The sequence below is a fragment of the Amycolatopsis regifaucium genome (assembly GCF_001613935.1).
GTDB lineage: Bacteria > Actinomycetota > Actinomycetes > Mycobacteriales > Pseudonocardiaceae > Amycolatopsis > Amycolatopsis regifaucium.
Map to the genome: position 1 here is coordinate 1198361 of NZ_LQCI01000034.1, position 24178 is coordinate 1222538.

The 24178-nt window shown below is 69.1% G+C and carries 16 protein-coding genes; 6 read left to right on the forward strand and 10 right to left on the reverse strand.

Annotated features, from left to right (window positions below):
- Window positions 1–7: 7 nt before the first annotated feature.
- A complete protein-coding gene (locus AVL48_RS29715; protein ID WP_244162321.1) occupies window positions 8–397 on the reverse strand; it encodes a hypothetical protein in 390 nt (129 codons plus the stop codon).
- 48 nt (window positions 398–445) lie between these two features.
- Between AVL48_RS29715 and dapE the strand changes: the two genes are divergently transcribed.
- The gene (dapE, locus tag AVL48_RS29720) at window positions 446–1519 is read left to right on the forward strand and encodes a succinyl-diaminopimelate desuccinylase (protein WP_061988434.1); all 1074 of its coding nucleotides are present in this window, start codon (window positions 446–448) and stop codon (window positions 1517–1519) included.
- 121 nt (window positions 1520–1640) lie between these two features.
- Here dapE and AVL48_RS29725 read toward each other — a convergent pair whose 3' ends face one another.
- Window positions 1641–2897 carry a helix-turn-helix domain-containing protein gene (locus AVL48_RS29725; protein ID WP_061988461.1) on the reverse strand — a complete coding sequence of 419 codons (1257 nt, stop codon included), beginning with the start codon at window positions 2895–2897 and terminating at the stop codon, window positions 1641–1643.
- Window positions 2898–3178: 281 nt separating this feature from the next.
- On the opposite strand from AVL48_RS29725, the gene AVL48_RS29730 reads away from it, so the two are divergent.
- Window positions 3179–8404, forward strand: coding sequence for a type I polyketide synthase (locus AVL48_RS29730; RefSeq protein ID WP_063816589.1), 5226 nt, complete (start codon window positions 3179–3181; stop codon window positions 8402–8404).
- A gap of 50 nt (window positions 8405–8454) precedes the next feature.
- Here AVL48_RS29730 and AVL48_RS29735 read toward each other — a convergent pair whose 3' ends face one another.
- From AVL48_RS29735 to AVL48_RS29755, 5 genes are all read right to left on the reverse strand, one after another.
- Window positions 8455–9510: a chitinase gene (locus AVL48_RS29735; protein WP_061988429.1), complete on the reverse strand. Its 1056-nt coding sequence runs from the start codon at window positions 9508–9510 to the stop codon at window positions 8455–8457.
- 203 nt (window positions 9511–9713) lie between these two features.
- Window positions 9714–11312: a M28 family peptidase gene (locus tag AVL48_RS29740; protein ID WP_061988427.1), complete on the reverse strand. Its 1599-nt coding sequence runs from the start codon at window positions 11310–11312 to the stop codon at window positions 9714–9716.
- An 85-nt stretch (window positions 11313–11397) separates the two neighbouring features.
- Window positions 11398–13662, reverse strand: coding sequence for a M4 family metallopeptidase (locus AVL48_RS29745; protein WP_143104651.1), 2265 nt, complete (start codon window positions 13660–13662; stop codon window positions 11398–11400).
- A gap of 279 nt (window positions 13663–13941) precedes the next feature.
- A complete protein-coding gene (locus AVL48_RS29750) occupies window positions 13942–15264 on the reverse strand; it encodes a helix-turn-helix domain-containing protein (RefSeq protein ID WP_082857793.1) in 1323 nt (440 codons plus the stop codon).
- A 38-nt stretch (window positions 15265–15302) separates the two neighbouring features.
- On the reverse strand, window positions 15303–15512 hold the full coding sequence (locus AVL48_RS29755) for a DUF397 domain-containing protein (protein ID WP_061988455.1): 210 nt from the start codon (window positions 15510–15512) through the stop codon (window positions 15303–15305).
- A 192-nt stretch (window positions 15513–15704) separates the two neighbouring features.
- Between AVL48_RS29755 and AVL48_RS29760 the strand changes: the two genes are divergently transcribed.
- The 3 genes from AVL48_RS29760 to AVL48_RS29770 all read left to right on the forward strand — a co-directional run bounded on the left by AVL48_RS29760 (window position 15705) and on the right by AVL48_RS29770 (window position 19043).
- Window positions 15705–17567: a glycoside hydrolase family 9 protein gene (locus AVL48_RS29760; RefSeq protein WP_061988453.1), complete on the forward strand. Its 1863-nt coding sequence runs from the start codon at window positions 15705–15707 to the stop codon at window positions 17565–17567.
- Window positions 17568–17679: 112 nt separating this feature from the next.
- Window positions 17680–18465, forward strand: coding sequence for an LOG family protein (locus tag AVL48_RS29765; RefSeq protein WP_061988425.1), 786 nt, complete (start codon window positions 17680–17682; stop codon window positions 18463–18465).
- Window positions 18465–19043, forward strand: a complete 579-nt coding sequence (locus tag AVL48_RS29770; protein ID WP_061988423.1) for an LOG family protein — start codon at window positions 18465–18467, stop codon at window positions 19041–19043. Before AVL48_RS29765 ends, AVL48_RS29770 begins: the two co-directional genes overlap by 1 nt.
- A gap of 402 nt (window positions 19044–19445) precedes the next feature.
- Here AVL48_RS29770 and AVL48_RS29775 read toward each other — a convergent pair whose 3' ends face one another.
- Window positions 19446–20120, reverse strand: a complete 675-nt coding sequence (locus tag AVL48_RS29775) for a lysophospholipid acyltransferase family protein (RefSeq protein WP_061988421.1) — start codon at window positions 20118–20120, stop codon at window positions 19446–19448.
- Between the two features lie 51 nt (window positions 20121–20171).
- On the opposite strand from AVL48_RS29775, the gene AVL48_RS29780 reads away from it, so the two are divergent.
- Window positions 20172–21077: a glucosyl-3-phosphoglycerate synthase gene (locus tag AVL48_RS29780; protein WP_061988419.1), complete on the forward strand. Its 906-nt coding sequence runs from the start codon at window positions 20172–20174 to the stop codon at window positions 21075–21077.
- Here the strand turns inward: AVL48_RS29780 and cydC are convergent.
- A complete protein-coding gene (cydC, locus tag AVL48_RS29785) occupies window positions 21063–22616 on the reverse strand; it encodes a thiol reductant ABC exporter subunit CydC (RefSeq protein WP_061988418.1) in 1554 nt (517 codons plus the stop codon). The two genes, AVL48_RS29780 and cydC, sit on opposite strands and share 15 nt — an antisense overlap.
- Entirely contained in the window at window positions 22613–24172 is a 1560-nt protein-coding gene (cydD, locus tag AVL48_RS29790; RefSeq protein WP_061988416.1) for a thiol reductant ABC exporter subunit CydD, read from the reverse strand. The genes cydC and cydD overlap by 4 nt, the downstream gene beginning before the upstream one ends.
- Window positions 24173–24178: the final 6 nt, after the last annotated feature.

A 24178-nucleotide genomic window follows, 5' to 3' on the forward strand; every position in this document is an offset into this window, starting at 1 on the left:
ACCTGCGTCAACCGCCGACGAGGCTCTGCACGCTGGTCAACGCCGCCGACATGTCGACGAGCGCCTGGCCGCAGGCGCCACCGGGCGCCGCCTGGTCCTGGCAGTTCGCGGTGCGGAAGGCGGCGATCGGGCGATCGAGGGCGTCGGCGCTCGCCGACAGCTCCGGCCTGCGCTTGCGGACACTGCCCGCGGCGCTGGAGAGTTCGGTGACGTACTTCTGGCAGCCCTTGGGCGATTCGGCCGCCGGCGTCAGGTAGCAGCGGTCGGTCGTCAGTGCCTTGAGCTTGATCGGCAGCACGTCCGGACCGGCGCTCCGGGTCGGCTTCACCGTCACCGGGACCTCGCCCGATCCGCAGCCGCCGAGGAGCAGGAGAAGGACGACCAAGACCGCTCGCATGCGCACTCCCTCACGGTAGCCCCGCGGCCCCGCCGGTACGGTGCGGGCATGCCTTCGCTCGATCTGCACGCGGACCCCGTCGACCTCACCGCCGCGCTGGTGGACATCTTCAGCGTCTCGGAAGAGGAGAAGGTCATCGCGGACGCCGTGCAGGCCGCGCTGGAGACGCAGGCGCCCCACCTCGAGGTGCTCCGCAACGGCGACGCCGTCCTCGCCCGCACGAACCTCGGCCGTCCTTCGCGGGTGGTGCTGGCGGGGCATCTGGACACCGTTCCGGTCAACGAGAACCTGCCGGTGCGCCGTGAGGGGACCGGTGACGACGAGATCCTGCACGGTCTCGGCACCGTCGACATGAAGAGCGGCGACGCCGTCTTCCTGCACCTCGCCGCCGCCCTGCGCGAACCTCGGCACGACGTCACGTTCGTGTTCTACGACTGCGAAGAGATCGAAGCGACGAAGAACGGCCTCGGCCGTATCGAGCGCGAACTGCCCGGATGGCTGCACGGCGACCTCGCGATCCTCGGTGAGCCTTCGAACGGCGGCATCGAGGGCGGCTGCCAGGGCACGATGCGGATCGAGATCCGCGTCGAAGGCGTCCGGGCGCACACCGCGCGCGGCTGGATGGGCGTCAACGCCATCCACGGCCTCGCCGAACCGCTGCGCAGGCTGGCCGAGTACACGCCGCGCGTGGTCGACATCGACGGCCTGACCTACCGCGAGGGCCTGCAGGCCACCAAGATCGGCGGCGGCGTCGCAGGCAACGTCGTGCCGGACGAGGCCGTGCTCACGATCAATCACCGCTTCGCCCCGGACCGGAGTGCGGAGCAGGCCGAAGCGCACCTTCGCGAGGTCTTCGAGGGCTACGACGTGAAGGTGGTCGACTTGTCGCCAGGCGCCTTGCCCGGCTTGAGCGTCCCCGCGGCGGCGGAGCTGGTCGCGGCGGCCGGGGGCAAGGCGGTCGCGAAGCTGGGCTGGACCGACGTCGCGCGCTTCGCGGCTCTCGGGATCCCGGCGGTGAACTTCGGGCCCGGCGACCCGACGCTGGCGCACACACGGCAAGAGCACGTGCGGGCCGGTGAGATCCGCCAGGTCGCCGCGGTGCTGCGCGAGTTCCTCGGCTAGGTCCGCGCTGACCTGCGGGATGTCGGCCCGTGACGATGACGAGCCCACGAATCGGTACCGCAAAGGTCCCTATTCCCCAGTGCGGCACCAGCGGCGCCCGCGCGGTAGCAAGGGACCTTTGCTATCGCCCCGGCGAGTCCTCTTCGGCGCCCAGCAGGAGCAGGCCGCGCCGCAGCAGGTCCGCGGCCTCTTCGACGCGCCCTTGGTCGAGAAGCAGCCCTCCCGCTTTGTCGACCGAAGCGGCCAAGACACCGCGAGCGTCGTGGAGCGCGGCCACGTCGGTGGCGTGCGCGAAGCCCGCTTCGGCTGCTTCGAGATCGCCACGGGCCAACGCCAGTGAGCCCCGCTGGAACATGAGCGAGGCGGAGTACGGAGAGTCCGCCGGGATGGCTTCGGCCGCTTCGGTGAGCAGCGTGGCGGCGTCGTCGAGGCGACCGAGTTCGCGGCAGAGGTCGGCGAGTTCCAGGGTGACGGCGTGATCGGGCGCGGCCGCCTTTGACGCGCGAAGGTCCGCGAGAGCGCCTTCAAGGTCGTCGGCACGACGGACCAGGGCACGCGCGAACAGGCACCGGGCCAGCACCGGCCGCAGGGCACGCTCGTGAAGCAGATCGTGCAGCACCGATACGGCGGTGGCGGCGTCGGCCACTCGCCCTCCGTCGAGGTAGGCCTCGGCCAGTCGTCGTTGGTTCTCGGTGAGTTCGGCCAGGATCTCCTCGTCCCCGCGAGCCAGCCGTAGCGCCTCGCTCGCGTGCTGCGCGGCCTGGGCGGTCTCGCCGAGGCGAAGGTGCCCTTCGGCGAGGTATCCCCGCAAGGTCAGCAGGAGCAGAGGATGCGGATAGCCGTCGAGGCTCGCGTCGAGCGCGGTCCGGAGCAGGTGCATCCCGTGGTGCGGCTCGCCCCAGCCGATCAGGACGTTCGCCCGCAACGCCATGGCCAGTTCGCGGTACGGCGGGACGTCCTCGGTGAGGGCGGCTTCGGCGGCGGCGATCAGTCGCGGCCGATCGTCGCTCTCGCTGTACCGCGCGAGCCACAGCCAGGCGAGCCCTGCCTGGCGCGCCCGGCCGATCCGCTCCGCTCGCCGGGCCAGCCGCCGCATTTTCAGAGCCGGGCACTTCCCCGCCAGGAAGTCCGCCGCGGCCATCGCGATGTCCAGATCGAGCCGGACGTCGTCGCGGGGCGAGGTCACGCCGAGCAATTCGCCGGTGTCGACCCCGAGCTGGGTGGCGAAGTGGCGCAGCGCGTCACCGGACGGGGTCCGCGCCCCTGTCTCGACGGACGAAACGTACGCGGCGGTGTAGTGCGGCTCGGCGAGTTCACGCTGGGTGAGACCGCGCTCGGCGCGCAGCCGTCGCAGTCGTCCACCGACCTCCTCGCTCATGTCCGAGAACGATACGGCCGAGCACGCCGAGACGACTTCCTCGCCCGCCACGGCGACGAGAAACCAGTCCCGGAACGAGGACCGCCGGGTCATGGGTGATCGGGCATTTCCGCTGGTCGAAAGTCTCGATGTGAGGTGAGCGCTTGTGCCGCGCCGCGGCGAGGTGTTCGGATGCTCAGTGAGGTTACCGGTAATTGTTTCCGGTGGTTCCTACCGATTCCTGATCTTGATTTCTTATTGTGGCGAACCCCCTTCGGTCTTCTATTCAGAGTGGACGAACAATGGTTGCTTCGAGCGCGTATGACGGTGACGCCGTTGCCATCGTCGGCATGGGATTGAGGCTGGCAGGCGGAATCGGTGGACCCGGCGAGTTGTGGCAATGCCTGGTCGAAGGACGTTCAGTGGTCGGCGACCTGCCCGAGGGGAGGTGGGCCGCGTATCGGGCGTCCGGCCCGGCTGCCTCGGCGGCGATAAACGGGGCGGTCAGTCGTGCCGCTTACCTGGAGAACGCAGCGGGATTCGACGCCGAATTCTTCGGTGTCACGCCGCGTGAGGCGGTCTACATGGACCCTCAGCAACGTTTGATGCTCGAGGTGGTGTGGGAGGCACTGGAGCACGCGGGAATCGCACCCTCCACTTTGGCCGGGAGCGACGCCGGGGTGATCATCGGGGTCGGTGGCGGTGAATACGGGCAGATGCTGCTCGCCACCCCCGAACAGATCGAGCCTTGGAGCAGTATCGGCGGGAGCTACTGCGCTGTCGCCAACCGCGTGTCCTACTTTCTCGACCTTCATGGACCGAGTTTCGCCGTGGACAGCGCCTGTTCGTCGGCGCTGGCGTCGCTGCACCTGGGCGCCCAAGCCCTGCGGGCAGGCGAATGCGAAGTCGTGATCGCCGGCGGTGTCAATCTCATCGCGGCTCCAGCCCAGACACTGTCGCTGGGGGCCTCGGGCGCGCTGGCGGCGGATGGCAGGAGCAAGCCCTTCTCCGCCGCGGCTGACGGATATGGGCGAGGAGAAGGAGCCGCCGTCGTCGTGCTGAAGCGGATGTCGGACGCCCGGCGTGACGGCAACGAGGTGCTGGCGGTGGTGCGGGCGTCCGGGATCCGGCAGGACGGCCGGACGAACGGCATCATGGCACCGAATGGCGAAGCACAGATAGAGATGTTGCGGGGCATCTACGACCGCGCGGGAATCAGCCCCTCGGCGGTCGATTATCTGGAGGCACACGGAACGGGTACACCCCTCGGGGACCCGGTGGAGGCCTCGGCCGCGGCGACCGTGTTCGGGGACGGCCGATCGGGCGGGAAGCCGCTGCTGATCGGTTCGGCCAAAGGCAACGTCGGACATCTGGAAGCGGGCGCCGGCGTCGTCGGTGTCATCAAAGCGGTCTTGGCGATGCGGAACGAGGCCATCCCGCCGACGGTCGGCGTCGGCGAGGGCGTGAACCCGGCGGTCCTGACGTCGCGAGCGGTCAGGGTGGTCGCGGAGGCGACCCCGTGGAAGCGCCGCCCTGACCGGCCGAGGCTGGCCGGTATCTCGAGTTTCGGGTACGGCGGCACGATCGCGCACACCGTCCTCGAAGAGGGCGATCCGGTGTCGGCCGGACCGTCGGACGATCGCGACGGCAGGCCGAGGACCTTGGTCCTGTCCGCCGCGTCGCCGGCGGCCTTGCGTGAGTCCGCGGACCGGCTGGCCACCGCACTCGAGGTGGAGCGACCCGACCTCGACGCGGTGGCGGGAACGCTCGCGGTGCGCCGTTCGCACCTCCCGTGGCGAATGGCGGTGGTCGCCGAGAACCGGACCCAGGCCGCCGATCGCCTGCGGGCTTGGTCGGTCGAGGCAGACGCCGGCCTGGTGCGCTTACGCACCGGTGGCGTACAGACCGCGCCGGTCTTCGTCTTCTCCGGACATGGCTCCCAGTGGGTCGGCATGGGCCGGGAGCTGCTCGCGCGCAGTGCGGAGTTCGCGGGGGTTTGCGAGGAGTTCGATCCGATCTTCCGCGAAGAGAGGGGGTTCTCCCTGATCTCCGCGTTGGAGAGCGATGACCTGACCAGAACCGACCGGATTCAAGCGATTCTGGTGGCGATGCAGCTCGGCTTGACCCAGGTGTGGCGGGCTCAGGGTGTCGAGCCCGCCGCGGTCGTCGGGCATTCGATGGGCGAGATCGCCGCGGCGGCGGTCGCCGGAGTGTGGAGCCGGGAAGACGCGGTGCGGTTCGCGTGCCGCCGGGCTTCGCTCTTGGAATCGGTGGCGGGTCGCGGTGCCATGGTGGTGCTGGACATCCCGTTCGGTGAGCTCGAGGCGCGGCTCGTCGGCGAGGCCGGCCTGGACGCGGCGGTGGAGCCCGCGCCAGGCTGGTCCGTGGTGTGCGGCGACGCGCACGAGGTCGCCGCGTTCGCCGCCGAGCGGGAGCGGAAAGGCAACATCGTCCGCCGCGTCGCCAGTGACGTCGCCTTCCACGGTGTCCACATGGATCCTCTGCTCGGCGATCTGGGCGAAGCGGCCGCGGATCTCAAGATCGGGCCCGCCCTTCTCCCGCTCTATTCGTCTTCGCTCACCGACCCGCGGTCGACCGCTCCGCGAGACCCGGCTTACTGGCAAGGGAACATGCGGAACCCGGTGAGGTTCGCCGGCGCGATCACGGCGCTGCTGGAGGACGGGTACCGGCATTTCCTCGAAGTCTCCTCACATCCCATCGTGCGGCAGAACATCGACCAGACCGCGGAGAAGGTCGGCGTGGACGGGGTGACGACGGCACATTCCTTGCGGCGTGCCAAACCGGAGCTGGCGGAGATCGCCGGACAGCTGGGTGTGCTGCACTGCGCCGGCGCGCTCGTGGACTGGCGGAAGGCCTGGCCGGAATCGCCGAGCGCCGACCTGCCGCTCACCGCGTGGCAGCACCAGCGGTTCTGGTTGCCGGACGCGGTCAATGACCAGGGCGGCGAGCACGACGCCGCTTCACACCTGCTGCTGGGGGCGCGCACCGCGGTGGCCACCACTCCGCCCGCGACCGTGTGGCAGACGAGACTGGCACCCGGCAATCGTCCGTACGACGAGCCGCATACGGTCCACGGCGCGGATATCGTGCCCGCGGCGGTCCTGCTCGGCACGTTGATCGCCGCGATCTCCCCGGAGAACGGGGAACCACGACGGCTGCGCGACGTGGCCTTGCGCACGCCGTTGCCCGCGGAACAGGATCGCGCGGTGCAGGTCGTCGTGCAGGACGGTGTGGCGGTCTTGAGTTCGCGGGCCCCGGGCGCACACGCCGACTCCGGCTGGATCACCCACACGTCCGCGCGAGACGGTGGACCGGTCACCTGGCGCCCGGACGCGGTCGCCGGTGACGAATCGGCGAGAGGCGTCGACGAACCGGTCGGCAACGATCACGTGCTCGACCTGCTCCGGCCGCTGGGAGTCTCCGGGCTGGCCTTCGAGTGGCAAGTCGATCACCTGGCACACGACACGCGGTCGGTCGCGGCCACCGTGTCCCTCGCCGGTCGCGCGCCGAGCTGGGTGGTCATCGCCGACGCGGCCATGACACTGGCTTCGTTGCCGCTGGCCGACAAAGGCGTGTACCGGATGCCCGCCTCCGTGGAATCCGTGGAGTTGTACGGCCCTTCTCCCGCCGAGGCCCACATCGAGGCGCGGCTGCGCGAGGGCAGTGCCGACACCATCGACGTGCGACTGCGCGGGCTTGACGGGACGTCGGTGGCACGGTTCACCGGTCTGCGGTTCGGCGTCGTCGACGCCGAGAGCGCGCAGGTCGCCGATCCCCCGGTGTTCTTGCACGGGATGAGCTGGCAGCCGGTAGAGACCGTGCCCTCGACGGCCGAACCCGTCTCGGTCACCCTGGTCACGCCGGAGCCCACGCCTGACGCGGATCGGCTCGTCCGGCATCTCACCCGAAACGGTGTCGAGTGCGCCCTCGCCGACGGCACCGCGACAGCGCGGAACGGCGAAGGTGGGCAACGGCACGACATCCTGTTCCTGGCTCCGGCGAAGACGGCGGGTGGCGAGATCGACACCGGCTACGAATCGGTGGTGCGGAACCTGATTTCGCTGGTGCACAGCACGCAGGCGGCGATCCGGTCGGCCGGATCCACGCGGCTTTGGGTGCTCACCAACGGAGCACGTGAGTGCGTGGACGAGGCCGCGCTGGCCCAGCGCCCGCTGTGGGGAGCGACGCGGATCATCGCCGCGGAGCACCCGGAACTGCGGTGCGGCGTCATCGATCTGGACGATGACCAGACGGAAACGCTCGATCGTCTCGCCGAGGTGCTCCGGCGGCCACCGAATGAGGACTGGCTCTCGATCGGCGCGGGTGTGCTCAGGGCCGCCCGTGTCGTTCCCCGGCCCGATCGCGCGCAGACTCCGCGTACCCGGCTGAATCCGGACGCCACCTACCTCGTCACCGGTGGACTCGGGGCGCTCGGGCTCGAAGCGGCGCGGCACCTGCACGCGCGTGGCGCGCGCAACCTGGTGCTCACGAGCAGGACCGGGCTGCCCGATCGGTCGAGCTGGTCCGAGCAGCGCGCCGACACCGTCCGCCGGGCGATCGAGGTCATCGAAGAACTGGAGAGCGCGGGAGCGACCGTGCGCCCGCTCGCCCTGGACGTGACCGACTTCGAGCCGGCGCGGGCCGCCCTCACACCGGAAGCGCTGGGGCTGCCGGAGATCCGCGGCGTCGTCCACGCGGCAGGCACCGTCCGCGGCTGCCTCGTCGACGCGTTCGACGAGGGGCTCGCCCGCGATACCCTCCATGCCAAGGTCAAGGGTGCGCTGGTGCTGCATCGGTTGTTCCCGCCGGGCTCGCTCGACGAAATGGTCTTGTTCTCCTCCACCGCACCGTTGGTCACCCTGCCGGGTGTCACCGCCTACGCCGCCGCCAACACCTTCCTCGACGGGCTGGCCGCGCATCGCCGCGGCCGAGGCACGGACACCGTCGCGATCGCGTGGACCGCGTGGCGAGACACCGGTATGGGGCGCCTCAACGCCGACAGCCTGCAGAGCATGCAAGCTCAGGGGTTCGGCGGCATCACCCCGACCGAAGCGCTCCAGGTATGGGACTGTTTGCACACCGTCGATGACGGCTACGCACTCGTGGTGCGTCCGGTCGGACCTCCCCAAGGAGGCCGTCGCGCGCTCTTCGAACACGTCGTCGATCCGGTTGACCCGATGCGGGACGGCCGAACGAGCACTCCGCAGGCGTCGCTGCGTGATCTGCCCGAGGAAGAGATCCACGACGCGGCGATGACCGAAGTGTGCCGCCTGGTCGCCGAGGTGACCGGCGTACCCGTGGAGCGGGTGGAGCCGGATCGCCCGTTCAGCGACATCGGGCTCGACTCCGTCATGAGTATCTCGATCCGAGGCAGGCTTCAGCAGAGCACCGGGGTCGAGCTGCCCGCAAGTGTCATGTGGACACACCCGACCCCGGACACTCTGGCGCGGTACCTCGCCAAGGGCGCGGCTTCCGGCCAGTGGCACGACGGGGGTGGTCGTGAGTGACAGGTGTCGTTCGTCCGCGGATCACCGCAGTACCACTCACGACGCGGGACTCAGCGTCCCTGCAACGATTTCACGTTCTGCCCGAACGTCCAGTTCCGTGATCCGTCCCAGTTGATCGACCAGGTCATCAGCCCCTTGAGCGACGGAATGCTGCGCCACGCCTGGGAAACCAGGCTGGGTGACATGTACCCGCCACCGGCACCGGCTTGCGCGGGCAGTCCCGGCACCTGCTTGTCGTAGGGGACGCGGATCGTCTGGCCCTGGATCACCAGACCCTTGTCGAGGCAATTCGTCTGCGCGACGAAGCCCTGAACCGTCCCGGCCTGATACGAATCACCCGAGCAGCCGTACATGCTTCCGTTGTAGTACTGCATGTTCAGCCACCACAGCCTGCCGTTGTCCGCGTACTTCTTGACGATCGGCAGGTAGGCGCCCCAGATCGACCCGTAGACGACGCTGCCACCGGTGACGTACGCGGTTTCCGGTGCCATGGTGAGCCCGAAGTTCGACGGCATCTGGGCGAGTACGCCGTCGATGATCCGGATGAGGTTGCTCTGCGACGGCGAAAGCGAGTTGATGTTCCCGTTGCCCACGAGACCGGTCTCGATGTCGATGTCGATCCCGTCGAAGTTGTACTTCTTCAGGATCGGCACGATGGTCGAGACGAACTTGTCGGCGACCGCGGTGGAGTTCAGGTCGATTCCCGCGGCGGCGCCGCCGATCGACATCAGGATCGTCGCGCCCGCGTCCTTGGCGGCGCACATTTCGGCGGGGGTCGCGACCTTCACAGTCGCGTCCATCCCGTCCTCCCATTTGACCGTTCCGTCGGACAGGATGACCGGAAAGGCGGCGTTGATCACGTTGTACCCGTTGGCTTTGATCCGCGCGTCGGTGATCGGGATCCAGCCCATCGGCGGATGGACGCCGTTCGAAGCGCCGTCCCAGTTCTCCCAGTAGCCCTGCAGGACCTTGCCCGCGGGCTTCGATTTGACCGGGCAGACGTCGGCGTCCACCGAGGCCTGCGCCGGCGTCAAGACGACGAGGGTGGTGACGGCGAGTACCGCCGCGCCGGTGATTGCGAGCAGCCGTGAGACGCGACCGAACATACCCAGCTCCCATCTCGAAAAGGAATGCGGTTGAACAGGAAGCGGCCGTTCGGCTCAACATAGGTCGCGGCGCCCGGGCCCCGCTACCGACGATCGGGTGGTCTAGACCAGATACCGGAAAGTTGTCCGGAATTCCGGTGAAAACACGAGGGCCATCCCACGAGGCCGGGTGTCCTCGTGAGATGGCCCCCTGATTCAGGTGGTCAGACGGTGATCGACCAGCTGTCGAGCGTGCCGGTGTCCTGCGCGTAGGCGTCGTAGAGCACGAGCGTCCACGTGCCGGAAGCCGCTTCACCGGTCACCGGGACCGAGTAGGTCCGCGTCCCGAGGTCGGTGCACGGCAGGGAACCGGTCGGCTTGACCGAATAAGAACTGCCGTCGGGTGCCTGCAGGCTGATGCGCAGGTCCTCGGAGCAGGTGTGCGTGCCGGTGACCGTCACCTTCACCGGCGAGGTCGCCGAACCCGTCGCGGTGGAGGTGATCGGGCTGTTGACCGTGGCGTAGTCGTTGAGCGCGTAGTCGGTGCCGTTGCTGAACGTGCGCACGCCACCGGTGCCGACGGTCAGCGTGTACTGCGCCGTGCGGTCCACCGAGGCGCCGTCACCGGTCACCGTGATCGTGCTGGTGCCGTTGGGTGTGCTCGCCGACGTCGCGATGGTGAGCGTCGAGGATCCGCCCGACTGCACGGAAGCCGGGTTGAACGTCGCGGTCGCCCCGGCGGGAAGACCACTGGCGCTCAGTGAAACCGCTTGTGCCGTCCCGGAAGTCGTCGTGGTGTTGACGGTGACGGTCGCCGACTGTCCCGCTTGGACGGTCCCGGAGGAGGGGGAGAGGGCCAGCGAGAAGTCGTTGCCCGTCGAGGCGCCGACGGCGAGCTTCCAAAGCGCGTACGCGATCGCGTCGCTGTTCTTCTCCACCGGGGTGTCCGGGATGTTGGAGAGCGTGTCGCAGGCGCGGTGGTAGCAGCTGTCGAACGCCCTCCCGGCGGTGCCACCCCATTTCTGTTGCTGCGCGGCGCTCTTCGTGTACCCGGCACCGGTCGCGAGACCGCCGACCGGGATGCCCGCGCTCTTGAACGACGCGTGGTCCGAACGGCCGTCACCCTCGGTGTCGCCCTCGGTCTGGATGCCGATCGTCCTGAAGTACTCGTCGAACACCGCCTTGACCGAAGCCACGTCGTCATAGACGAAGTAGCCCCAGTTGTCGGAGCCGATCATGTCGAAGTTCAAGTAGGTCTTGATCTTCGTGCGCTCGGTCTGCGGCAGGCTGTTGACGTAGAACTTGGACCCGCGCAGGCCCGACTCCTCGTCGGCCCACCAGCCGAAGCGAACGCGTTTGGCCATGGCGGGGTTCTCGCGGGCCAAGGTCAGCGCGACTTCGAGGATGGAAGCCGAACCCGAGCCGTTGTCGTTGATCCCCGGACCGGCGCTGACGCTGTCGAGGTGCGCGCCGAGCATGATGACCTGGCTGGCGTCGCCCTGCGGCCACTCCGCGATCACGTTCTGGCTCGACCCCGCGCAGGTGGTGCAGGTCTGCAGGGTCACGTTGTACCCGGCGGCGCGCAGCTTCTGCTCCACATAGGACACCGACGCCGGATAACCGGGGCGGCCGGAGGCGCGGTTGCCGCCGTTCTGGTTGGCGATCGTCTGCAAGGCGCTCAGATGCGCCTTGACGTTGGCGAGCGAGATGTCCGGTGCCGCGGTGATGGTCTCGGTCGTGACCGCCTGCGCGGGCGCCGTCACGACACCCAGTACGGCGGCCATGCCGACCACGGCCGCGCCTAGTCGCTTTCCCCACTTCATGCCGGGGTTCCTTTCTCTGGCGTTCCGTGAAGGCCTCCTTCCCTACCCTCAAGGTAGGCAAGGAGGCCTTCACGGAACGGAGGAGCTAAAGGGTGATGGTCCAGCTGTCGAGCGTGCCGGTGTCCTGGGCGTAGGCGTCGTAGAGCACGAGCGTCCACGTGCCGGAAGCGGCTTCGTTGGTCACCGGGACCGAGTAGTTCCGGGTGCCCAGATCGGTGCAGGGCAGGGAACCGGTGGCCTTGACCGAATACGTGCTGCCGTCGGGGGCCTTCAGACTGATGCGCAGGTCCTCGGAGCAGGTGTGCGTGCCGGTGACCGTCACCTTCACCGGCGACGTCGCGGTGCCCGTCGCGGTCGAGGTGATCGGGCTGTTGACCGTGGCGTAGTCGTTCAACGCGTAGTCGGTGCCGTTGGTGTAGGTCCGCTCACCGCCACCGGTGCCGACGGTCAGCGTGTACTGCGCGGTGTGCGTGCCACTGGCCGCCGTGCCGGTCACGGTGATCGTGCTGGTGCCGTTGGGAGTGCTCGCCGACGTCGCGATGGTGAGCGTCGAGGAGGCACCGGACTGGACCGACGCCGGGTTGAACGTCGCGGTCGCCCCGGCGGGAAGACCACTGGCGCTCAGCGAAACCGACTGCGCCGCACCGTTGACGGTCGCGGTGTTCACCGTGACGGTCGCCGACTGTCCGGGCTGGACGGTGCCGGAGGTGGGGCTGACACCGACCGAGAAGTCGTTGCCCTGCGGGGTGCACGAGGTCGGCTCACCGCTCGCCGCGGTGACGCTGATCGCTTCCCACGCCGCCTTGGTGGTGTTGAACTCGGTGCAGGAACCCGGGTACAGCGCGAGGGCCGCTTCGAGGGTGGCCTTGCGGGCCGCCTTGTGGTTCCAGCTGGAGGTCTTCTTCAGCAGGCCGTTGTAGAAGATCTTCGCGGCCTTCTGGATGCCGAGACCGGTGATCGAGGTGTTGTTGCAGGTCGGGCTGGCGGGCTTGCCCACCGGCGCGGTCCCTTCGGCCAGCAGGTAGAACCAGTGGTTCTGCGGACCGGCGGCCGCGTGCACCTCGGTGTTCGGGATGGACGAGGAGTAGCAGTTGGGGTTCCCGGAGATCTTGCTCGGCTGGTACATGTAGCGGATCGGGCCCTGGCCGACCAGGTTCACGCCCTCGCCGACGTCGTAGTCCGGGGTGTCCTTGGCGTTGTTGGCGTAGTGCTCGGTGATGGCGCCGAAGATGTCACCGGTGGACTCGTTGAGGCCACCGTTCTCGTTGCCGCTGCCCGCGCCGCCCGGCGTGGTCTGGAAGATGGCGTGGCCGTACTCGTGCGCGACGACGTCCATCGGGGTGGCCTGACGCTGGTTGTCCTGCGAGTGGCCGAAGGTGGTCGACGAGCCGTTCCAGTAGGCGTTGACCGCGTTGAGGCCGACGTAGGCGGGGAAGCCGCCGCCGCTGCCGTTGATACCGTTGCGGCCGAGCCATTCGCTCAGCATCTTCCACTCGGTCTGGACGCCGAAAAGCGTGTCGACACAAGCGGTTTCCAGGTCGGTGCCGGAGCCGTTGCCCCAGTTGTCGTCCGGGCCGCTGTAGGGCGAGCCGTTCTGGCGCGCACAGCTGATGTTGCTGCGCTGCGGGTCGCGCATGGTGTAGGTGCCGCCGGAGTTCGTCGTGTCGATCGTGACGTTGCCGACGTAGTAGCTGTTCCCGGTGCCCAGGGTGCTGACGTCGTTCGACGTGCCCTGCGCGTGCGTGGGGAAGTTGGACTGTTTGACGTCGTCACGGGTCTGGAGGATCCCGCCGGTGACGCCGTCCACGAAGACGTGCAGGTTGCTCGGCGCCGACGCCTTGGTGCCGGCGACGACCACCTCGTAGGCGAGCTTGGGGGAGTTCCCCGCCAGCACGACCAGCTTCGGCGCGATGACGCTGTCCACTGTGGACAACTGGCCGCGCGCGACCTCGGTCGCCTTCGCCGCGGTGATCTTGGCCTTGGTGTCGACCGAGATCGTCGCGGTCTCCGCGGCGCTGGTGCCGCGGACGCGCCCGGCGCTGTCGGCGACCACGACCGCGTCCCCGCCGACCACCGGCAGGCCACGATAGGTTCGTTCGTAAGCGGCGTAGAAGAGCCCTCCGCCACCTGGGGTCAGCCCGACGCGGCGGAAGCCCTCCTGGGCGCCCTTGCGCAGACTGTCCACACCGGCCGCGGCGGCCTGGTCGGCCGCGTTCGCGGCCACGGAATCGGGGCTCGCGGGTTGGATGGTGGCGGTGGTCGCGTTCGCCGGGGTCGCCGGGAACGTCAAGCTCAGGGCAAGGCCGGCGATGGCCGCCAACCCTGTTCTGAGCCCTCGTTGAACGGTCATGGGGAACCTTCCATGGGCAGGACCGTGTGCCCGGAACGGCCAGTGGCGCGGCGGGGAATGGGACCGGAGCGGGAGCACGGCGGGGGACGGGGAGCGTGTCCGCCGAGATAACTGGAGTTATCCCGTCGGACACGTCCGAGTAAAGGAGCCGGTAACCGGGGGAGTCAATGGGCCGGATGGCCTAGCCGAACCGGCGAAGATCATTTCGTGAGGAATAAAATCCCTGTGTAGTAAGGATTTTCCCGCCAGGTGCGATATATGGCGACTTTCGTATGGTTTTCAGTCCAGCGGCCCGGAATCGGACATAGCGGCCGCGCGAACACCGCGTCGATAGGCCGCTGACGCAGCCTCGATCAGGCCGCGGGCGCGTAACGTGTCGCCCAAATGCAGAGAGGTCGCCACAAGCGCGCCGCGCAATTCCGACTTCTCCTGTGCGTTGGCGGCTTTTTCGAGTAACGCGGTCGCCTCGGGCAGATCTCCGCGCGCGCGGGCGATGAGTCCCAGTAAGCGGAGAACCTCCGCCTTCGCTTCGATGTCGGGGGATCGATCCAGAAGCGGGCGGATTCCCTCGGCCAGCTCGGCGGCCTCGTCGAGCGCGCCCTGGCGGCGGCGGACGTCGGCGAGTTCGATCGTCGCGCCGAGCACGCCTTCCCGGGAGCCGGCTTTGGCCAAGAGGTCGCGGGCGAGCAGCAGTTCGGCGTGCGCCTCGTCGAGTTTGCCCAGTCGCCGCCACAGAAAACCGCGGGCCCAGCGGCACCGGGCGGCGTCGCGGTCGTAACCGATGGAGGTGAACAGCCGCAGTGCCCGCGAAAGATCCTTTTCGGCGCGGTCGATCAACCCGATCGCCTGCCACAGTTGGGCGGCCTGCCGGTGGTAGCGCGCGGAGATGTCCTTGCGGTGGGCGGAGGCGAGCGCGCGCCGCCCTTCCTCGGCGGCCCGCCGTGCGCGGCGGAGCGCGCCCATCTCGATGAGCGGATGGATGAGCGCGGTCACCAGGGCCAGTTCGGCGTCGGGGTCGACGGGGCCGGTGGCGCGGAGTTCGGCGAGCGCGCTTTCGACGAGGGCGACCGCCGCGCCCAAATCCCCCGATAGTGCGCGACAGGCGGCGACTCGGTTGACGATCATCGCGCGCAGCCGGGGCGACGCGGCTTCGGCGAGTTCCATCGCGTGGGCGAATCCCTCGGCCGCCGACGGGATGTCGTACCGCTGCCATCGGACTTCGCCGAGATAGAAACGCGCGTGGCATCGAACGTCCGGCAGGCGGTACGCGGCTGCCCGGTCTTCGATCCGGGAGAACTCCCGCTCCGCGGCATCGAGACCGCCCTGCTGCAGCTCCCGGTACGCCGTCTCGAGCGCGGCGGTGAGTTCCTCGGCCGCGCCCGGTGGCCTGCCGAAGCGGAGTTCGTCCTCGGTCAGGCCGAGCCGCACCGCGAGATGGGACAGGACGTCGTCCGAGGGCAGCCGGCTGCCGGACTCGACTTTCGCGAGGAAACCACGGTCGTACCGGGGCTCGGCGAGCTCACGCTGAGTCAGCCCGCGGGCCTTGCGCAACCGCCGGATCCGCGCGCCGAGTGATTCGGCCTCGGTTCGCAGGGACGGCATCGGTCCACGGTAGACGATTACCCACCGGCCATCCGCGCTCAGCCGGACAGGTGGGTGAGAAGCGCGGTGAAGCCGGCCGCGGAGACTACGAGCACCGGTCTGACCTCGGGCGGGAGTGCGTGCTGCTTGGTGTCGCGGATGCCCACGAAAGCGCCCTCGGTGCCGACTTCGACACAGGCGTTCTCTTCCCAGTGCGTGTAGCTCGATTTGTGCCAGCCGGACATGCGCTCGTGCCAGGTGAGGGTCATCGGAGCTCCATTCGGTCACCAGTGGGATACCCGCCAACCATGCTTCGAATCCTGTGGTTTTCCGGCGGGCAACTGAAGGCGTCGGTCGGGTGAAACGGACATATTGACTGGAGGTGGTCGGCGCGCTAGCGTCGTGCGCAATAAAAAGGAAACTTTCTTAACTAAATACGATCAAGCGTGAGCGGGGCGCCGATGATGATGAGTTCCTGGTCCCGGGCAGTGGCCGCGGTTTCGGCACTGGTCCTCGGGGGTTTGACGGTTCCGGCGGTTTCGGCCGCGGCGGCGGTACCAGGTGAGGTCCGGGTCGACCAGGTCGGCTACGGCATCACCGAGACCAAGCACGCCTATCTCCTGTCCAGCGCGCCGGGGTCGTTCTCGGTGATCGACGAACGCGGCCGGACCGTCCACCGTGGACGGACCGGCGCCTCGCTCGGCGCGTGGAACGCGAAGTACCCGGCGGTGTATCAACTCGACCTGTCGAAGGTCTGGCTGCCGGGCAAGTACCGGATCGAGGTCAGCGGCGAGACCAAGGCGACGTCGCCGACGTTCCGGGTGGACACGAAGGACCGGCTCTTCACGCCGCTCGTCCGTGCCACCAACGAGTTCTTCCAGGCGCAGCGCGACGGTGACGACATCATCCCCGGCCGTCTCGACCGCAAACCCTCGCACCTGGCCGACAAACAGGCCACGATTTACGAATGGCCCGCGTTCGGCGGTGAATTCGGCGACGAGATCACCGAACCGCTGAAGCCGGCAGGCGGGCCGATCGACGTCGAGGGCGGCTGGGTCGACGCGGGCGACTTCGTCAAGTTCACGTCGAACACGGCGTACTCGCTGGCGGAGCTGGGTTACGTGCTCCGCGAGGGCTACGATCCCGCGCTGGCCAAGGAGGTCAAGCTCGGCCTCGACTGGCTCGACAAGATGTGGGACGAGAAGGGCAAGACGCTCTACGCCCAGGTCGGGATCGGGACGGGCAGCGACAAGTTCGGCTTCCTCGGCGACCACGACGTCTGGCGGAACCCGCACGACGACGATCCGCTTGACGTGAAACCGGGTGATCCCAAGTATTTCGTGAAGCACCGGCCCGTCTTCCCGGCGAACCCGGGCGGTTCCGCGCTCAGCCCGAACCTCGCCGGCCGGGTGGCCGCCGCGTTCGCGCTCGGCGCGCAGATCGAGTCGAGGCGCGACCCTTCGGTGGCGAAGAAGTACCTCGCCGAAGCCGCCTCGGTGTTCGCACAGGCCAAGACCGAGAACGTCGGCGAACTGGTCACCGCGTTCCCGCACGCGTACTACCCGGAGTCGTCCTGGCGGGACGACATGGAACTCGGCGCGACGCAGCTGGCACTGGCGGGCAAGGCTTTGCGGGACCCGCGGGCAGCGGAATGGACGCGGCAGGCGTCGCACTGGGCGAAGGCCTACATCGATGTCGAGGAGAAGAGCACGCTCAACCTGTACGACACCAGCGCGCTGGCGCACGCCGAACTGGCGAAGCTCCTGCGGCACGGCGTCCCGGGGGCCGCGCTGGGTCCGAAGGAGCTGATCGGCGACCTCCGCCGTCAGCTCGACGAAGGTGTCGCGAGCGCGGCTCAGAGTCCTTTCCGGACCGCCGTCTCGGTGAAGGAATTCGACGCGGCCAGCAAGAGCTTCGGGTTCGCCGCGACCGAGCGGCTGTACGCGGACCTGACCGGTGACCGCCGGTACGCCGCGTTCGGTTCGCAGCAGCGGAACTTCACCCTCGGCGCGAACGCCTGGGGCGTCTCGCTGGTCGTCGGTGTCGGCACCACGTATCCGCGGTGCCCGCACCATCAGGCGGCGAACCTCGCCGGCGAGGGGAAACTGCTCTACGGCGCCGTCGTGAACGGCCCCAACGGAGCGGAGAACTTCGAGCACATGGAACTCCCGCCCGGTTCGAAGGACTGCAAGAAGCCCTTCGAAATTTTCGACACCCCCGAGGTCCGCTACGCCGATGACATCGCCTCGTGGCCGAGCAACGAGCCCGCCATCGACTTCACCTCGACGGCCATGCTCGCGTTCGCGCTGACCGGACGTTCCTGAGGCGTGATCGCGGGGTCCGCTCACCGGCGGGCCCCGCGTTCGCGTATCCGACAACACCTGTTCGCGGCGATGCTGCCGCTCCGGACCGTGACGACGTCGTAGTCTTGGCGAGGTGAGTGAGACAAGCGAGTTCCCCGACGGCCAGTACCCGGAACGTCCGATCGAGCGCCACAAGGGCCCGGTCGTGCTGCGGCGGGATCGCCGTGACCAGGGCAGCACCACCGACCAGCGCCTGCTGGACTCACGGGGGCCGAGCGACTGGGTGCACACCGACCCGTGGCGGGTACTGCGGATCCAGGCGGAGTTCGTCGAGGGTTTCGGCGCGCTGGCCGAGGTGCCGCGCGCGGTGACGGTGTTCGGTTCGGCGCGCACCAAACGGGACAACCCGGAGTACGAACTCGGCCGCGAGCTCGGCGCCGCGCTCGCCAACGCCGGGTTCGCGGTGATGACCGGCGGTGGCCCCGGAGCGATGGAGGCGGTGAACCGCGGTGCCAACGAGGCGGGCGGGTTCTCCGTCGGCCTCGGCATCGAGCTGCCGTTCGAGCAGGGCCTGAACCCGTGGGTCGACCTCGGCGTCAACTTCCGGTACTTCTTCGCCCGCAAGACGATGTTCATCAAGTACTCGCAGGCGTTCATCTGCCTGCCCGGCGGCTTCGGCACGCTCGACGAGCTGTTCGAGGCGCTCACCCTGGTGCAGACGAAGAAGGTCACGAAGTTCCCGGTCGTGCTGTTCGGCAGCGACTACTGGGGCGGTCTGTACGACTGGATCTCCAAGACGCTGCTCGCCGAGGGCAAAATCGGCGAGAAGGATCTCGACCTGTTGCATGTCACCGACGACATCGACGACGCCGTGCGCGTCGTGCAGGAGTCGTACCAGGCATGGGAGGACACCCACTGATGGCGGCGCCGCGCAGGGTCTGCGTCTTCTGCGGCTCGTCGATGGGCTTCGACTCGCGCTACGCGGCCGAGGCCCGGGCGCTGGGCGCGTTGCTGGCCGAACGGGGGATCGGCCTGGTCTACGGCGGCGCTTCGGTCGGCACCATGGGCGTCATCGCCGACGCCGCCCTGGCCGCGGGCGGCGAGGTGATCGGCGTGATCCCGGAAGCGCTGGGCACCGTCGAGATCGCGCACGCCGGCTTGACCGAACTCCACGTCGTCGCCGACATGCACCAGCGGAAGGCGAAGATGGCCGCGCTGTCCGACGGCTTCCTCGCGCTGCCCGGTGGGGCCGGGACATTGGAGGAGCTGTTCGAGGTGTGGACGTGGGCCCAGCTCGGACTGCACGAGAAGCCGATCGGCCTGGTCGACGTCGGCGGGTACTACGCGCCGCTGCTGAAGTTCGCCGACCACATGGTGTCGGAGGGCTTCTTGTCGGCGGGGTACCGGGACATGCTTCTGATCGACTCGGACGCTTCGGTCCTTCTGGACGGCTTCGCGGGCTACGTGCCTCCTCCGCGGCCTAAGTGGGCTAAGTAGCGCTCTTCGGTGGCGGCTGTGGCCGGAATGCGCTAAATGTCGCCAGAGTCCGACTCGCGCGTGCAATGAAAGGCCCCTTCCTTGCAAAATTTGCAAGGAAGGGGCCTTTCATTGCGGCGGCGGAGGCGAGCACAGGAGCAAAAGGGAGCAAGGGACCTTTGCTATCGCCTGGGGTCGCGCCGAGTTCTCGTGAGTGCCTTAGGTCGTTCTAGCCAAGGGTGTTTTAGGTACCTACGGTGGGTGAGCCCGGTAGCCGCCTGACCGTGAAGGACTCTTTGGGGGACTTGTATTTGGTCACCCGCTGGTGCGGGTTGCCGGTCGGCACGAGCTCAAGGTGTGAGACGGTGCGGCGACGCCAGCGGACCCACCCTCGGGCAGGTCATGTACTTACACGCGAGCCGGTCAAGCAGCGCTCTGATCAGGGCGTTTGTGGTACGAGTCGACGTACTCCTGCCCCGAAAGCTCCAGGATCGCGTACATGATCTCGTCGGTCACCGAGCGCCGGATCGCCGGTGACGAGTCCTGTCCCTCGTACCGCGAGAAGTCCAAAGGCGCGCCGTAGGTGACGGTGATCTTCGCCCGGCGCGGGATCCGCTTCCCCGCGGGCTGCAGGTGCTCGGTGCCGGAGAGCGCGACGGGGACGACCTTCGCGCCGGTCGCCAGCGCCAGCGCCGCGACGCCCGTGTGGCCGCGGTGCAGCCGTCCGTCCAGCGAGCGGGTGCCTTCGGGGTAGATCGCGAACGCGCCGCCCGCGTCGAGCACCTTCCGCGCCGCCTCCAGCGCGGCGAGACCGGCCTGCGCGTTGCCGCGTTCGACCGGGACGTAACCGAGGCCGCCCAGGAAACCCGCCATCAGTTTGCCCTTGAGCCCGCGGCCGGTGAAGTACTCCGCCTTGCCGAGGAACTTGACCTGCCGCATCGCCGTGAAAGTGATCACGCCGGTGTCCAGCGCCGCCCGGTGATTGGGTGCCAGCAGCACCGGGCCCTCGGCGGGGATGTTCTCCACGCCGCGGATGTCGGGGCGGTACAGGGCCCTGACCAGCGGGCCCAGCACGAATCGGACGAGTAGCGGTAGCAAGGTTCCTCCATCGACAGGGTGTCGGACTCCAGCATGGCACGATCACTACTCATGAGTTGGTTCGAGCGGCGTACGTGGCAAAACCCCGATTGGACGCTCGACGACATCCTCGCTGCGAAGGGTGACCGGACGGTTTCGGTCGTGCTACCGGCACTCGACGAAGAGGACACCGTCGCCGAGGTCGTGGGCACGGTCCGGCCTCTGCTGGGCACGGTCGTCGACGAGCTGGTCGTGATGGACTCCGGCTCCACCGACGCCACCGCCGAACTCGCCGAACGCGCCGGCGCCCGGGTGGTGCACCGCGAGGACGTCCTGCCCGAGCTGCCGCCGGTGCCGGGCAAGGGCGAGGTGCTGTGGCGGTCGCTGGCCGCGACGACCGGGGATCTCGTCGTGTTCCTCGACTCCGACCTCGTCGACCCGGATCCGGCGTTCGTGCCGACGTTGCTCGGCCCGCTGCTCTGCGAGGACGACGTCCACCTGGTCAAGGGCTTCTACCGCCGACCGCTGCGCCTGGAGAGCAGCGGCGGCGGCAGGGTCACCGAGTTGCTGGCGCGACCGGTCCTGTCGGCGCTGCGCCCGTCGCTGTCCGGGCTCATCCAGCCTCTCGGCGGTGAGTACGCCGCGACGCGCGAGTTCCTCGAATCAGTGCCCTTCGCGGCCGGATACGGCGTCGAGATCGGGCTCATCCTCGACGCCGAAGCGAGCTACGGCCTCGAAGGGCTCGCACAGGTCAACCTCGGCGTACGCAAGCATCGCAACCGTTCGCTGCTCCAGCTGGGCGTGATGGCGCGGCAAATCCTCGGGACCGCGCTGGCGCGCTGCGGCATCAAATCCGACGATCCGGCCCAGCTCACCCAGTTCGTGCACTTATCCGGCGAATGGCTGCCGGAGGTCGCCGAGGTGTCGATCAGCGATCGGCCGCCGATGCGCGATGTACGCGGCTTAGCCGAGTCGTAACACCTCGTCGAAGCCCGCGACGTGCGCTTCCCGGTGCGTCACAAGAACGACGGTGCCGCGCGCTGCCGCGAGGACGTCGGCCAGGACGGCGTCGCCGTGTTCCGGGTCCAATCCCTCGACAGGCTCGTCCAGCACCAGGATCGGTGGCGCGGCCAGCACCGCCCGCGCCAGCACGAGCCGCTGGCGCTGCCCGCCCGAGAGAGCGTCACCGTCCGAGCCGACCTCGCGGTCCAGCGGCAGGTCGAAACCCGCCGTGGAGCAGGCTTCGAGCAGCTCGGCGTCCGTGGCGCCGGGCTTCGCGAGCAGCAGATTCTCACGGACCGTCGTATGGAAGACGTGCGCGTCCGCGAGCGCGCCCGAAACCACCGACGGCAGCAACGTGGGGTCGTACTCGTCGAGCGGCTTTCCCTTCAGGACGACCCGCCCGGACGTCGGCGCCACGAACCCGAGCAGCACGTTCAGCACCGTCGTCTTCCCGGCACCGCTCGGACCCAGGATCCCGACGCGCTTCCCCGGCGGAAGGTCGAGGTCGACGCCCTCCAGCGCCGGAGCCCGGCCCGGGAACCGCACACCGACGCCTTCGAGCCGCAGGTGGCCCGGTTCGGGCACCGCGGTTCCGCGTGCGGGAGCGGGTTCGGTCAGCAGGGCGCGCACCCGCTGCGCCGAAGTCTGGACCTCGACCCAGCGTTGGGCCGCCGCGGTCAGGGGCAGGACCAGCTCGAACACGGTCAGCGCGCCCAGCGCCAGTGCCGCCGTCAGCGGCGTCGAAACCCCGGCGACCAGCGCGATCGTGACGCAGGTGAGCAGCTGGACCAGCATCCCGGCCGCGGCCAGCAGGCTGGTCCGGTTCGCCGTCGCCCGGTCGCGCGCGGCGAGCGCGTCGACGGCGGTGTGTGCCGCGTCCACAGTGGACTCGTGGACGCCGTACGCGATCAGCTCACGTCGTCCGGTGACCAGCTCGACCGCCCGTTCGGCGAGATCGGCCCGCGCCGGAGCGCTCGCTTCCGCCGCTGAGCGGGTGATCCGCACGCACAGCCACGGCAGGACGATGCCCGCGACGGCGAGGCCGAGCGCCAAGGTGAATCCGGCCGCCGGACTGATGATCAGCGCCACCGTGGTCGAGGCCAAGCCGACGAACGCGGCGACCCCGGCGGGCAGGAGGCAGCGCAGGATCGCGTCCTGCACCGCGTCCACATCGGACACCAGCCGGGTCACCAGATCGCCGCCGGAGTGCCGGGAAACCCGGTGCGGCAGCAAGGAGGTGTACACCCGCGTCCGCAACGCGCCGAGGTAACGCAGGACGACTTCGTGTCCGGCGAGCCGCTCGGCGTACCGCAGGCCGCCGCGCAGCAACGCGAGCGTCCGGACGGCGACGATCGCCACGGTCAGCGAAGCCAGCGGCGGCTGCTCGGCCGCCTTCAGCAGCAGCCACGCGGCGGTGGCCATCAACGCGAGCCCGGCCAGTTCGGCGCCGGAGGCGATCAGCCCGGCACGGACCAGCCGGACGACATCCTTTGTGGACACTCCCCACACGTTCACGCCAGCTCCCGTTCTCTCACGGTGCCGCCGCGGACCTCGAATACACGGCCGGCGAGCGCGGCCATCGCGGGCCGGTGGGCCACGAGGACCGCCGTCCGGCCGGCGAGCAGTGCACGGGTCGCGCCGAGCACGGCGGTTTCGGTCTCCGCGTCGAGCCGCGCGGTCGGCTCGTCGAGCAGTACCAGCCCCGCTTCGGTACGGGCGAGCGCCCGCGCGAGGCCGAGGCGTTGCCGCTGGCCCGCCGAAAGCGGCGCGCCCAGCTCCCCGATCCGCGTCCGGTAACCGTCCGGCAGGCCACGCACGACCTCGTCGAAAGCCGCCGCGCGGGCCGCCGCCCGGACGTCCGGCACCTGGCCCATGGCGATGTTCTCCTCGACGGTGCCCGCGAACAACGTCGGCCGCTGCGGTACCCACGCCGTCCCCGCCCGCCACGGTCCCGGATCCAGTTCCCGCAAATCGACGCCGTCGACGAGGACCCGACCGGATGTCGGCGTGACGAACCCCAGCAGCACCGCCAGCAGCGTGCTCTTTCCGGAACCGCTCGGGCCGACGAGCGCGACGTGCTCTCCCGCCTCGATCGCCATGTCCACTTCGGACAGCACCACCTGATCGCCGTAGGTCACGCTGACCTTCTCCAGCACGATCTTCGGCGCGCCGAGGCGGGCGGCCTGCGAACCACGGACGACCTCCGCCGATGAGACGGTCAGTGCCTCACGCAGGGTCGCGAGCCCCTCGGCGCCGGCGTGGAATTTCGCCCCGGCCGCCCGCAACGGCAGGTAGGCCTCGGGGGCGAGCAATAACACCAGTACCGCCGTGTGCACGACCATTCCGCCCTCCAGCAACCGGAAGCCGATCGGCACCGCGACCAGCGCCACCGACAGCGTCGCCACCAGTTCCAGTACCAGCGCGGACAGGAACGCGACCCGCAGCGTGCGCATCGTCGCGTCCGTATGGGCGTCCGCCATCGCCCGCACCGTCTTCGCCTGCGCCTCGGCCCGTCCGAACACCTTGAGCGTGCCGAGTCCGCGCACGACGTCGAGGAAATGCCCGCCCAACCGGGAAAGCAGCCGCCACTGCTTGGCCGTCTTCGCCTTCGTGTGCTGTCCCACCAGGATCGCGAACACCGGGATCAGTGGCAGTGTCGCGGTGATGATCAGTGCCGACGCCAGATCCGCGGCGGACAGCCGGACGAGCACCGCGACCGGCACGAGCGCCGACAGCACCAGCGTCGGCAGATAGCCGGTCAGATACGCGTCACCGGCGTCGATCCCCTTCGTCACCAGTGTCGCGACCTCACCGGGCTTTTCCGCTTCCGCACCGAGAAGCCGTTTGCGGAGGCCGGCTTTGACCGTCGCCGCGAACCGGCCGCCGAGACCACCTTGGACGCCCGCGAGCAGCACGCGGACTACGATGGCGGCCGCGAGCGTCCAGGTCATCCCGCCGCCGGTCAGCAGCGTCGCGAGGCCGTCCGCCTGGACGAGGATCGCCGCGGCGGTCAGCGTGCCGAGGACGGCCAGCGCGCCGAAATGACGCCGCAGTCCGGGAAGGGGAAGCATCACAGG